The sequence below is a fragment of the Methylosinus sp. PW1 genome, assembly GCF_000745215.1.
Taxonomy (GTDB): Bacteria; Pseudomonadota; Alphaproteobacteria; order Rhizobiales; family Beijerinckiaceae; genus Methylosinus.
In genome coordinates, this window is record NZ_JQNK01000009.1 from 2,444,974 (window position 1) to 2,457,424 (window position 12,451).

The 12,451-nt window shown below is 66.9% G+C and carries 12 protein-coding genes; 4 read left to right on the top strand and 8 right to left on the bottom strand.

What is annotated here, in order from left to right:
• The first annotated feature begins 149 nt into the window (after positions 1 to 149).
• Genes K369_RS21195 through hpnE form a run of 4 tightly spaced genes read left to right on the top strand, consistent with a single transcriptional unit; the run spans position 150 to position 4,298 of the window.
• Positions 150 to 1,301 (top strand): glycosyltransferase, encoded by a 1,152-nt coding sequence (locus K369_RS21195; protein ID WP_036296139.1) that lies wholly within the window; start codon positions 150 to 152, stop codon positions 1,299 to 1,301.
• 17 nt (positions 1,302 to 1,318) lie between these two features.
• The gene (gene hpnC, locus K369_RS21200) at positions 1,319 to 2,197 is read left to right on the top strand and encodes a squalene synthase HpnC (protein WP_036296141.1); all 879 of its coding nucleotides are present in this window, start codon (positions 1,319 to 1,321) and stop codon (positions 2,195 to 2,197) included.
• Positions 2,194 to 3,057 (top strand): presqualene diphosphate synthase HpnD, encoded by an 864-nt coding sequence (hpnD, locus tag K369_RS21205; protein ID WP_051949452.1) that lies wholly within the window; start codon positions 2,194 to 2,196, stop codon positions 3,055 to 3,057. Before hpnC ends, hpnD begins: the two co-directional genes overlap by 4 nt.
• Positions 3,054 to 4,298, top strand: a complete 1,245-nt coding sequence (gene hpnE, locus K369_RS21210; protein WP_036293977.1) for a hydroxysqualene dehydroxylase HpnE — start codon at positions 3,054 to 3,056, stop codon at positions 4,296 to 4,298. The genes hpnD and hpnE overlap by 4 nt, the downstream gene beginning before the upstream one ends.
• Positions 4,299 to 4,459: 161 nt before the next feature.
• Here hpnE and phoB read toward each other — a convergent pair whose 3' ends face one another.
• The 8 genes from phoB to K369_RS21255 form a co-directional block, all read right to left on the bottom strand.
• The gene (phoB, locus tag K369_RS21215) at positions 4,460 to 5,203 is read right to left on the bottom strand and encodes a phosphate regulon transcriptional regulator PhoB (RefSeq protein WP_036293979.1); all 744 of its coding nucleotides are present in this window, start codon (positions 5,201 to 5,203) and stop codon (positions 4,460 to 4,462) included.
• Positions 5,200 to 5,925 (bottom strand): phosphate signaling complex protein PhoU, encoded by a 726-nt coding sequence (gene phoU / locus K369_RS21220; protein WP_036293981.1) that lies wholly within the window; start codon positions 5,923 to 5,925, stop codon positions 5,200 to 5,202. Before phoU ends, phoB begins: the two co-directional genes overlap by 4 nt.
• A gap of 30 nt (positions 5,926 to 5,955) precedes the next feature.
• Positions 5,956 to 6,741 (bottom strand): phosphate ABC transporter ATP-binding protein PstB, encoded by a 786-nt coding sequence (pstB, locus tag K369_RS21225; protein WP_018267049.1) that lies wholly within the window; start codon positions 6,739 to 6,741, stop codon positions 5,956 to 5,958.
• A complete protein-coding gene (pstA, locus tag K369_RS21230) occupies positions 6,738 to 7,577 on the bottom strand; it encodes a phosphate ABC transporter permease PstA (protein WP_036293984.1) in 840 nt (279 codons plus the stop codon). The genes pstB and pstA overlap by 4 nt, the downstream gene beginning before the upstream one ends.
• 3 nt (positions 7,578 to 7,580) lie before the next feature.
• The gene (pstC, locus tag K369_RS21235; RefSeq protein ID WP_051949453.1) at positions 7,581 to 8,612 is read right to left on the bottom strand and encodes a phosphate ABC transporter permease subunit PstC; all 1,032 of its coding nucleotides are present in this window, start codon (positions 8,610 to 8,612) and stop codon (positions 7,581 to 7,583) included.
• A 228-nt stretch (positions 8,613 to 8,840) separates the two neighbouring features.
• Positions 8,841 to 9,890 (bottom strand): phosphate ABC transporter substrate-binding protein PstS, encoded by a 1,050-nt coding sequence (gene pstS / locus K369_RS21245; protein WP_036293988.1) that lies wholly within the window; start codon positions 9,888 to 9,890, stop codon positions 8,841 to 8,843.
• 158 nt (positions 9,891 to 10,048) lie between these two features.
• On the bottom strand, positions 10,049 to 11,107 hold the full coding sequence (locus tag K369_RS21250; RefSeq protein WP_018267044.1) for an ATP-binding protein: 1,059 nt from the start codon (positions 11,105 to 11,107) through the stop codon (positions 10,049 to 10,051).
• 77 nt (positions 11,108 to 11,184) lie between these two features.
• Positions 11,185 to 12,378 carry a lysylphosphatidylglycerol synthase domain-containing protein gene (locus tag K369_RS21255; RefSeq protein ID WP_036293990.1) on the bottom strand — a complete coding sequence of 398 codons (1,194 nt, stop codon included), beginning with the start codon at positions 12,376 to 12,378 and terminating at the stop codon, positions 11,185 to 11,187.
• Between the last annotated feature and the right edge of the window lie 73 nt (positions 12,379 to 12,451).

The following is a 12,451-nucleotide window of genomic DNA, read 5'->3' on the forward strand; positions in this document are numbered from 1 at the left end:
CGCCGGCCATTTCCCGGGAAAATCCCGTAGACGCCGGCGGTTGCGACGCGCCGGCCGCCGGCCGGGCTGGCCTCGCGGCCGCGGCGGTGCTATGGCCGAGCCCTCGTCACATCGTCCCCGGCGACCCCGGCGACGCGAACGCTCGGAATATGATCGCGATTGTCCTCGGAGGCGTCGGCCTCCTCGTCTGGCTCTATCTCCTGCTCGGCAATGGCGGCTTCTGGCGCCTCACCGAGCACGACCGCCGTTTCGTTCCCAAGGGCGCGCAAGTCCCCCAGGGCGCGCGCGTCGTCGCCGTCATTCCGGCGCGCGACGAGGCGGATGTCGTCGCCATCGGCCTTCGATCCTTGTTCCGCCAGGAGTTTTCCGGCCGGCTCGAGATCGTCCTCGTCGATGACGAGAGCTCCGACGGCACGGCCGAGGTCGCGTGCGCCTGCGCCCACGAGGAAGGCGCCGAGGATCGGCTCACCGTGCTCCAGGGCCGGCCGGAGCAAGGCTGGACCGGCAAGCTCGCCGCCATGGACCGCGGCGTCGCTCATGTGCTCAGCTCCGGCGTCTCGCCCGATTTCATTCTGTTCTGCGACGCCGACATCGCCTTCGCGCCGGGCCTCGTCGAGCGGCTCGTCGCCGGCGCGGCGGCGCGGGGGACGGTGCTCTCCTCGCTGATGGTCAAGCTGCGCTGCGAGAGCCTCGCCGAGCGCTGGTTCGTGCCGGCTTTCGTCTTCTTCTTCCAGATGCTCTACCCCTTCCCGCGCGTGAACGATCCGAAAAGCCCGGTCGCTGGGGCGGCCGGGGGGGTGATGCTGGTGCGCCCGGCGGCGCTGGAGGAGGCCGGCGGCCTGCAACAAATCCGCGGCGCGCTGATCGACGATTGCGCGCTCGGCAAGCTGATGAAGAAGCAGGGGCCGATCTGGCTCGGCCTCACCGACGACGCCTGGAGCCTGCGGCCCTATCCGCATTTGCGCGACATCGAGCAGATGGTGACGCGCTCGGCCTATGCGCAATTGGGCTATTCGCCCTGGCGGCTCTTCGGCGCGGTTCTCGGCATGGGCCTCGTCTATCTCGCGCCGCCCATTCTCGCCTTCGCGGCGCCGGAGCCGGCGGCTTATCTCGCGCTCGTCGCCTATCTATTGATGGCGCAGTCCTATATGCCGTCTCTGCGTTTCTACGGACGCAATCGGCTCGGCGCCTTCGCCTTGCCGGCGGTCGCCGCCTGCTATACGTGGTTCACGCTATTGTCCGCCTGGCGGCACACACGCGGGCGCGGCGGCGCGTGGAAGGGCCGCTACCAGGCCCCCTGAGGAGGATGAGCGATCACATGAGCGACATCGCCGCCGCCGCTTCGGGGAAAGGCCATAAGGACGAGAATTTCCCCGTCGCCTCTCTGTTCGCGCCGCGCCATCGCGCGGCCGTGCTGGCCTTCTACGATTTCGTGCGCGCCGCGGACGATATCTCCGACCATGCGACGCTCCCCGGCGATCAGAAGATCGCCATGCTGGACCGCATGGAGGCGGCGCTGCTCGGCTCCGGCGAGGATATCCCCGTCGCCTCGCGGCTGCGCGCCGAGCTGGCCGCGCGCGGCCTCGAGCCCCGCCATGCGCAGGATCTGCTCATCGCCTTCCGCCGCGACGTGACGCAATTGCGCTATAGAGACTGGGACGATCTCATCGATTACTGCCGCTATTCGGCCATGCCGGTGGGCCGCTTCGTGCTGGACGTCCATGGCGAGGATCGCGCGCGGACATGGGCGGCCAATGACGCCCTCTGCGCGGCGCTGCAGATCATCAATCATCTGCAGGATTGCGCGAAAGATTATCGCAATCTCGATCGCGTCTATCTGCCGCAGGACACGCTCGCCGCCGCTGGCGCGAGCGTCGAGATGCTCTCCGCCGAGCGCGCCTCGCCGCAGCTCGCCGCGACTCTGCGCGCGCTGGCCGAGCGCACGCAGGAGCTGCTGAAGGAGAGCGCGCCTTTCGCCGATCTCATTGTCGACACGCGCCTCGCCTTGGAAGTGGGCGCGATCCAGCGCCTCGCCGAGACGCTCACCGCGCGGCTGCGCGTCGCCGATCCGCTGAGCGAGAAGGTTCACGCCTCCAAGCAGCAATATCTCCTCACGGCGCTCGCCGGCGCCGGGACCACTCTGCTGCGCCGGCTCATATCGCCGCGCGCCGCCTCCGCTGCGAGCGTCGCGCGATGAGCATGGAGACGATCGCTCCCGAGGCGCCGCGGGTCGCTGCGAAAAGCTCCTTCTATCTCGCCATGCGCATTCTCGAGCCCGAGCGGCGCGACGCAATGTATGCGATCTACGGCTTCTGCCGCGCCGTCGACGATATTGCGGACGAAGAGGGCGATCGCGCTTTGCGCCTCTCCCAGCTCGACGATTGGCGGCGCGATCTCGATGCGCTCTACGCCGGCCGCACACATAAGCGCTGCGCCGATCTGGCGCGGCCGGTGCGCCGCTTCGGCCTCGAGCGCGCCGATTTCGAGGCGGTCATAGACGGGATGGCGATGGATGTCGTGGAGGACATTCGCGCGCCGGAATGGGATCGGCTCGATCTCTATTGCGATCATGTCGCGAGCGCGGTGGGGCGGCTCTCGGTGCGTGTCTTCGGCCTCGCCGATGAGGCGGAGAGCGCCGGCGGCGCGCTGCCGACCAAGGCGCGAATGCTCGCCTATCACATGGGCCGCGCCTTGCAGCTCACCAATATTCTGCGCGATCTCGACGAGGATGAGGCGCGCGGCCGGCTCTATCTCCCGCGCGAGGCGCTGGAGGCGGCCGGCGTCACGAATTTCGAGCGCGGCGCGGTGCTGGCGCATCCTGGCCTGCCGGATGTTTGCGCGGCGGTGGCCGAGCGCGCGCGCAAGCATTATGCGGAATCGGAGCTGCTGATGCGCGTCTCGCCGCAGCGCGCGGTGAAGGCGCCCTATTTGATGGCGACCGCCTATCGCTCGGTTCTCGATCGTCTGGTGGCGCGCGGCTTCGCGCCGCCGCGCGCGCCGGTCTCCGCCTCGCGGACGAAAGTCCTGCTGGCGCTGCTGAGATTCGCGCTGACGTGAGCGGAACGACCCATATTATCGGCGCCGGCCTCGCCGGCCTTTCCTGCGCCATTCGCCTGACCGACGAGGGCCGCAGCGTGGCGCTCTACGAGGCCGCGCGCATGGCGGGCGGGCGCTGCCGCTCCTATTATGATTCCAGCCTCGATCTCGTCATCGACAATGGCAATCATCTGCTGCTCTCCGGCAATTCCACGGCGCTGGATTACGCCCGCCGCATCGGCTCGGCGGAGGAGCTGGTGGGGCTGAAGGAATGCGCCTTCGACTTTTTAGACACGCGTGACGGAACGCGCTGGCGCATGCGGCCCAATTCCTCGCGCCTGCCCTGGTGGATTTTTGTGCGTGATCGCCGCGCGCCCGGCACGGCGCCGGGCGATTATCTCGGCGCGATCGGCATTCTCCTCGCCAAAAAGGGCGCGACAATCGGCGAGGCGATGAATTGCTCGGGCGTGCTCTATGAGCGGCTGTGGGGGCCGGTGCTGCTCTCCGCGCTCAACACGGAGCCGCGCGATTCTTCCGCCGCGCTCGCCGCCGCCGTGCTGCGCGAGACGCTCGCCGCCGGCGGCGCCGCCTGCCGTCCGCTGGTTGCGCGGCGCGGGCTCGGGACCGCTTTCATCGAGCCGGCGCTCGCGACGCTGGCCGCGCGCGGCGCCGCGCCGCGCTTCGCCGCGCGGCTGAAGGGAATCCAGTTCGCGGGCGAGCGCGCCACAGCGCTCGATTTCGGCGACGATAAAATCGCTATCGGCGCGAATGATCGCATCGTTCTCGCCGTCCCGCCCTGGGCGGCGCAGGAGCTCGTTCCGGGCCTCGTCGCGCCGGATGATTTCCGCGGCATCGTCAATGCGCATTTCAAGATCGCGCCGCCGCCGGGTCAGCCGGCTCTGCTCGGCATGATCGGCTCGCTCACCGAATGGCTGTTCGCCTTCGAGGATCGGCTCTCGGTGACGATCAGCGGCGCCGATCGGCTGATGGACGAGCCGCGCGAGAGCCTCGCCGAGCGCATATGGGCCGAGGTCGCCGCCGCGACGGGCCTGCCGGCGGAGCTGCCGCCATGGCAGATCGTGAAGGAAAAGCGCGCCACTTTCGCCGCGACGCCGGCGCAGCAGCAGCGCCGCCCCGACGCGACGACGCGCTGGCGCAATCTCTTCCTCGCCGGCGATTGGACGGCGACCGGCCTTCCGGCGACGATCGAAGGGGCGATAAGGTCCGGCTATCGCGCGGCGGAGCTGGCGGGGCGTTCGTAACGCCCGGGCGGCCCCCTCCCCAGCCCTCCCCCGCTTTGCGGGAGAGGGAGCAGATTCGGCGCGTCATCGAGAGCTCGCGTAACGCCTGCCGCCTTCCCTCTCCCGCGCGAGCGGGGGAGGGTGAGGGAGGGGGCGTCGCTCACAACGCCGAGAATGCCCCCTCAATTCCTCCCGAAAGTCTCGTCGAAAGAATAGCCGGTGCCGCGCACGGTGCGGATCGGGTCTTTCTCGCGGCCGCGGATGATCGCCTTGCGCAGACGGCCGACATGCACGTCGACGGTGCGCTCGTCGATCTCCGCCGAGAGGCCCCACACGCTGTCCAGCAATTGCGCGCGCGAGAAGACGCGGCCGGGCTTTTCCATCAGATATTCCAGCAGGCGGAACTCCGTCGGGCCGAGATGAATCTCGCGCCCGCTGCGCTTGACGCGGCGCGTCTCGCGGTCGAGGTCTATGTCGCCGGCGACGAGGCGCGTCGCCACGCGCTCCGGCCGCGCGCGGCGCAGCAGCGCATGGACGCGCGCCATCAGCTCCGGCGGCGAGAAGGGCTTCACCACATAATCGTCGGCGCCGATGGAGAGGCCGCGCACACGCTCGTTCTCGTCGCCGCGCGCAGTGAGCATGATGACCGGCATGCTGCGCGTGTCGTCGCGCGCGCGGAGGCGCCGACAGATCTCGAGGCCGGAGACGCCGGGCAGCATCCAATCGAGAATGACGAGATCGGGCTGCGATTCGGCGAGGCGGATTTCCGCCTCGTCGCCGCGCTCAATATGCTCGACGAGAAAGCCCTCGGCCTCGAGATTATAGCCGAGCAGCAGCGCCAACGCCGCATCGTCCTCGACGACGAGAATGCGCGGCGCTCGGTCATGCGGCGCCTCGCGGGGAGCGGCGACGCGGATTTCATTCATTTTGCGGGCTCATCCGGTTCCGCGCTGGCGGGGAGGCTCGCCGATCTGCCCTTGGGGCGGTCGGTCGGCATCGCCTCGCCAGTGACGAGATAGACGATCGTCTCGGCGACATTGGTGGTGTGATCGCCGATGCGCTCTATGTTCTTCGAGCAGAAGAGCAGATGCGTGCAGAAGGAGATGTTGCGCGGGTCCTCCATCATGAAGGTGAGGAGATCGCGGAACACCGAATCTTCCAGCGCGTCGAGCTCGCTGTCATTGGTCCACACGGCGCGGGCGCGCTCGACGTCGCGCTGGGCGTAGGCGTCGAGCACGTCCTTCAGCTGTATGGCGGCGACTTCCGCCATCGTCTTGAGGCCGATGACGGCGCGCGGCACGCGCGCCTCTGAGAGGATCTTCACCGTGCGCTTGGCGATGCTCTTGGCGAGATCGCCGACGCGCTCGAGATCGGCGGCGATGCGCATGGCGGCGATGCATTCGCGCAGATCGATGGCGAGCGGCTGCCGCCGCGCGATGGTGAGGATGGCGCTCTCCTCTATCTCCCGTTGCAGCGCGTCGAGGCGCTGATCGGTGGCGACGACGCGATGGGCGAGCTCTATGTCGAAATTGGCGAGCGCATCCATGGCTTCGGCGAGCATCTTCTCGGCGATGCCTCCCATCTCGGCGATACGACGGCCGAGCACTTCGAGGTCGCGGTCATAGGAGCTGACGATATGTTCGCTCATGGTCTCAATGTCCTCGTGCGCGATGCGCGCTCAGCCGAAGCGGCCGGTGATATAGTCCTGCGTCTTCTTGTTCTGCGGCGCGGTGAAGAGATTATTGGTCTCGCCGAATTCGACGAGATCGCCGAGATACATGAAGGCGGTGAAATCGGAGACGCGCGCCGCCTGCTGCATGTTGTGGGTGACGATGGCGATCGTGTAGCGCTCGGACATTTCGTCGATGAGCTCCTCGATCTTCGCGGTCGAGATCGGGTCCAGCGCCGAGCAGGGCTCGTCGAACAGGATCACCTCTGGCTGAATGGCGACGGTGCGCGCGATGCACAGGCGCTGCTGCTGGCCGCCCGAGAGGCCGAGGCCGCTCGAGTTCAGCTTGTCGCGCACCTCGTCCCACAGCGCCGCGCCGCGCAGCGCCGCCTCGACGCGCCCGTCCAGCTCGCTGCGCGAGAGCTTCTCATAGAGGCGAATGCCGAAGGCTATATTGTCGTAGATCGACATGGGGAAGGGCGTCGGCTTCTGGAACACCATGCCGACGCGCGAGCGCAGCAGGTTGAGATCGACGCGCGGGTCGAGAATATTCTCGCCGTCGAGCAGAACCTCGCCCTCGGCCCGCTGCTTGGGATAGAGGTCGTACATGCGGTTCAATATGCGCAGCAGAGTCGATTTGCCGCAGCCCGACGGGCCGATGAAGGCCGTCACCTTATTGGTGTAGAGCGGCAGCGAGATCGACTTCAGCGCCTTGGTCGATCCGTAATAGAAGTCCAGATCGCGAACCGAGACCTTGGTCGGAATGGTGGCTTCGACAACCGGCATGGCGGTCATTTGTGTTTTCCCTGGCTGCTGAGCGCACGCGCGGTGATGGAGAGCAGAAGGACGGCGATGGTGACGAGCAGAGCGCCGGTCCAGGCGAGCTGCTGCCAGTCCTTGTAGGGCGAGAGCGCGAATTGGAAGATGACGACGGGCAGGCTGGAGACCGGCGCGTTGAGATCCGTGCTCCAGAACTGATTGTTGAGCGAGGTGAAGAGCAGCGGCGCCGTCTCGCCGGAGACGCGCGCAATGGCCAGCAGCACGCCGGTGACGATGCCGGATTTCGCCGCGCGATAGGCGACGCGCATCAGCATATGGGAGCGCGGCAGGCCGAGCGCCGTCGCCGCCTCGCGCAGCGGCAGCGGCACCAGCAGCAGCATGTCCTCCGTGGTGCGGACGACGACCGGCACCACCAGCACCGCCAGCGCCAGAGCGCCCGCTATGCCGGAGAAATGCCCGACCTGCGCCACCACCACCGTATAGACGAAGAGGCCGATGACGATGGAGGGCGCGCTGAGCAGAATGTCGTTGATGAAGCGCACCACCGTGCTGAGCTTCGAGTAGCGGCCATATTCGGCCATGAAGGTGCCGGCGAGCATTCCGAGCGGCGTGCCGAGCAGCACGCCGATCGTCGTCATCACCAGCGAGCCGGCGATGGCGTTGAGCAGGCCGCCGGTGGCGCCGGGCGGCGGCGTCATCTCGGTGAAGACGGCCGGCGAGAGGCCGCGCGCGCCTTCATAGATCAGCGCGCCGAGGATCAGCACCAGCCAGGCGAGGCCGAAGATGGTGCCGGTCCAGCACAGCGTCGTGGCGAGGACATTGATGCGGCGGCGGGAGGAATAGAGGGACAAGGGTCAGGCTCCCGATTTCTGCTCGATGCGCATCAGCATGAAGCGCGCCGCCGCCAGCACGAAGAAGGTGATGACGAAGAGGATGAGGCCGAGCTCGATCAGCGCGGAAGTGTAGAGGTCGCCGACAGCCTCGGTGAACTCATTGGCGATGGTCGCCGATATGGTCGTGCCCGGCGCGAGCAGCGAGCTCGACACCTTATGGGCGTTGCCGATGACGAAGGTGACGGCCATCGTCTCGCCGAGGGCGCGGCCGAGGCCGAGCATCACGCCGCCGATGACGCCGACGCGCGTGTAGGGAATGACGACATGGCGCATCACTTCCCATGTCGTGCAGCCGACGCCCGAGGCCGCCTCCTTCAGCACCGGCGGAACCGTGTCGAACACGTCGCGCGAGATGGAGGTGATGAAGGGCAGCACCATGATCGCCAGAATGAAGCCCGCCGTCAGCATGCCGATGCCATAGGGAGGTCCGGCGAAGAGGCTCGACAGCACGGGAATGTCGCCGGTGAGCGAGATCAGCGCCGGCTGCACATGCTGCTGCAGGAAGGGCGCGAGCACGAACAGGCCCCAAATGCCGTAGATGATCGACGGAATGCCCGCGAGCAGCTCTATGGCGACGCCGATCGGCCGACGCAGCGCATGGGGGCAGAGCTCGGTGAGGAAGATGGCGATGCCGAGGCCCAGCGGCACGGCGATGGCCATGGCGATGGTCGATGTCACCAGAGTGCCGTAGATGGGCGCGACGGCGCCGAATTTCTCGGTGACGGGATTCCACGATTCCGTCGTCAAAAAGCCGAGGCCGAAGGCTTTGATCGCAGGCAGCGAGCCATAGACGAGCGAGAAGATCACGCCGCCGAGAATGAGCAGGACGAGCACCGCGGCGGCGCGGGTCAAATTATGAAAGAAGAAGTCGAACAAGGCCATGCGGCCGAGAACTTGCCGGCGGTCGACTTCGGCGGCGCGGGGCGACGCTTCTACGATTGCTAGGTCCGACACGCTATTGTCTCTCGTTTGGCGGTTGAAGCCGACGTCCATCGCGCGCTCCCGAAGGCGGATTTTTCATCTTGAGGTCATAGCGCAGGTCTCGGGAGAACTCACCGCGTCGAGCCGCGCCGCGTCGAAAAGAAGCGGGCATGGCGCATTCGCGGGCAGGTCGTTTCGCGACATTCCACACCTTTCGCGATATTCCACACCTGCGGCTCTCGCGCGTCTCGCGAGCCGCGCCGGCGAAAAATCCCTTCTCGCCGGCGCGCAGACGATATTTTAGTTCGAGGCCAGCGGCTTGCCGCTCGCATCCTTCACATTGGCGTTCCAGCTCTTCTTGATCAGAGCCACCACATTGGCCGGCAGCGGGATGTAATCCAGCTCCTCGGCCGCCTTATTGCCCTTGGCGAAGGCCCAGCCGAAGAATTTCAGCGCCTCGCCGGCCGCAGCCGCATCCTGCGGCGCCTTGGGCAGCAGAATGAAGGTGGCGGCGGTGATCGGCCAGGACTGCGCGCCCGGCTGGTCGGTGAGGATCTGATAGAAGCCCGGCGCATTGGCCCAATCGGCGTTGGAGGCCGCGGCCTGGAAGGTCGGCGTCGTCGGCGCGACGGTCTTGCCGTCCTTGTTGACGAGCTTGGTGTAGGTCAGCTTGTTCTGCTTGGCGTAGGCGTATTCGACATAGCCGATGGCGCCCTTGGTGTTGGCGACATTGTTGGCGACGCCCTCATTGCCCTTGGCGCCGATGCCGACCGGCCATTCGACCGAGGCGTTCTCGCCGACCTTGGCCTTCCAGTCCGCGCTGACCTTGGACAGGTAATTGGTGAAGTTGAAGGTCGTGCCCGATCCGTCCGAACGATGCACGACGGCGATCGCGGCCGAGGGGAGCTTCGCCTTCGGGTTGAGCTTCTTGATCGCCGCGTCGTCCCAGCTCTTGATCTCGCCGAGGAAGATGGCGCCGAGCGTCTTGCCGTCGAGGACGAGATCGCCGGAGGCGACGCCGTCCAGATTGACGACCGGCACGATGCCGCCGATCACCTGCGGCCATTGGGTGAGGCCGGCGGCCTCCAGCTCCTCGGCCTTCAGCGGCTGGTCGGAGGCGCCGAAGGTCACGGTGCGCGCCTTGATCTGCTTGATGCCGCCGCCCGAGCCGATCGACTGGTAGTTGAGGCCGTTGCCGGTCTCTTTCTTATAGCTGTCCGCCCATTTGGCGTAGATCGGATAGGGGAAGGTGGCGCCGGCGCCGGAGATGTCGATCGCAAAAGCGGCGCCCGCCGTCGCCACGGCCAGGGTCGTCGCCAGAGCGACGCGATGGAAAATTTTGGAAAGCATGTTCGGTCTCTTTCGAGCTCGAGGTTCACTGTGTCGGCGCGCGTCCAGCGCCCCAGCGAGGCGCACACTAGTGGCGCGCGGCGAGGGTTTTACGACAACGGGATGACTGTCACATGACAGTGTATCTAGCGGAACTTATTTGCTGAATTTGCGACTGCTCAGGCGCCGTCGGGCTTGTCCGGGTCGATCAATGGCAAAAATACGCGAAAAGTGGCGCCTTTTCCTGGCGCGGAATCTATGGCGAGCCTGCCGCGGTGGCGAGCCACGATATGCTTGACGATCGCGAGGCCGAGCCCGGTGCCGCCCTTCGCGCGGCTCTTGCCGGCGTCGACGCGATAGAAGCGCTCGGTGAGGCGCGGCAAATGTTCCGGCGCTATGCCCGGACCGTGGTCGCGCACCGAGAAGACGGCGGAAGCGCCGAGCGGGGAGAGCGTGATCTCCACCGGGCCGGCTCCATATTTGATCGAGTTCTCGATGAGATTTTCGGCGACGCGGGCGAGCTCGTCGCGGTCGCCCGGCACGACCACCGTACCCTCTATGTCGAGCTTCAGCTCTATGCCGCCGTCCTCCGCCATGGGCGCCAGAGTGTCGACGATATGGGCGACGAGAATGCCGAGATCGACTGGCGTGTCCGGGCGCAGATGCAGATGCTGCTCGATGCGCGAGAGGGAGAGGAGATCGTCGACGAGGCGCGACATGCGCTGCGCCTGATCGCGCATGATGGAGAGAAAGCGGTCGCGCGCCTTGGCGTCGTCGCGGGCTGGGCCTTGCAGCGTCTCCACGAAGCCGAGCAGCGAGGCGAGCGGCGTGCGCAGCTCATGGCTGGCGTTGGCGACGAAATCGACGCGCATGCGTTCGACGCGGCGCGATTCGGTGAGATCGCGCAGGCTCACCACGGCGGCGTTCTCATAGCCCTCGAGGCGCAGCGGCGCGATATGCACCTCGAACCAGCATTCCACCGGCAGGCGCTCGAGCCAGATGACCTTCTCCGGCTGGCCGCCGCGCAGCACGCGGTCCAGCGCGTCCAGCACATCGGGCGAGCGCAGGCTGCGCGCCAGCGGATCATTGGGCCGCAGCGAGGGCAGCACGGAGCGCGCGGCGCGATTGGAGGCGACGATGCGCGCCTCCGAATCGATGACGAAGACCGCCTCCGGCAGCGCGTCGATGACGAGGCCGAGCAGGGCTTCGCCCTGATAGCGTCGGCGTAGATCCGGCATCGGTCCTCTCGTCATTTCGTCTGGCTCCGAAAGGGAGCCCCCTCAATCGCGGCGCCGCGACCGCTGCGCGGCGCAGATCACTCGCGCGTCTCCAATATGCGGGCGATGGTCTCGCGCAGGCTGTTCCAGCGCCGCGAGCCCTCGTCTGCGCCCAGAAGCGCGAGCGCGAGAATAAAGGGCAGAAAATAATAGATGACGCGGAACAGCAGCAGAGAGGCCAAAAGGCTCTCCTGCGAATGCGACGGCAGCGCGTTCAGCATCGTCGCCTCGAAAACGCCGATGCCGCCCGGCGCATGGCTGATGACGCCGAGAATACAGGCGAAGACATAGACCGAGACGAAGGTCGCGAAATCGAGATCGACGTCATGCGGCAGCAGCGCATAGAGCGCGGCCGCGGCGCAGCAGAGATCGACGACGCCGAGCAGAGTCTGGCCGCCGGTGGGCGCGAGGCCGGGCAGCTCGAAGAAATGCCCGCGCAGCCGCACCCGGCGCCGGCGCATCGACACCCAGACGATATAATAGACGACGCCGGCGCAGGTCGCGAGGCCGAGCCCGAAATTGAGGAAAGCCGGCAGCTTGTCTATGGCGCCGAGCTCGCCGGCGCGCGCCATGAGGCCGACGCCGACGACGGAGGTCATGCCGAGCCAGAAGGTGACGCCCGCTATGACGGTGACATTGGCCACCTGCACGGCGGTGACGCCGACGCGCGCATAGATCCAATAGCGGACCGCCGCCGCGGTGACGACGGGAAAGCCGAGATTGAAGGAGAAGGCGTAGCTCGCGAAGGAGGCGAGCGCGGCGATGCGATAGGGCACATGCAGCCGCAATTGCCGCAGCGCCAGCGCGTCATAGCCGGTGAGCGCGACATAGGAGAGCGCGGTGAGCAGCAGAGCGGCGAAAATCTGCTCGGCGCTCATCGCCGCTATGGCGGCGCGGACGTCGGAGAATTTGACGCTGGAGATCGCGCTGGCGAGAGCGAAGCCGGCGAGCGCGAAAACGGCGAGGCTGGCGATTCCGCCGAGCGCCTTGCCGAGATTGGGAGCGATATAGCGGCGCGCCGTCGCCAGCAGATCGAGGCCCGCGCTTTGGCTCGCGCTGTGCTTCGCCTCGGCCGGCGCCTCGACGCCGGCCTCCGAAAGATCGCTGTCTGGCCGCTTCAATTTCGCTCTTTCCTCGATGCGTCGTCGAATATGCGCGGAATAGGCTTCTTCGATACGACGTCGGGCGGCGGAGTTCAAAGGCGATCGGCGGGCCTCGCGGCGTCCGTTCATAGGAATCTCGTTCGTTCCTGTTGCGCGCGCCCTCGGGCGGCGGGATGAGACGCCGGCGCGGAGCCCGCCCATC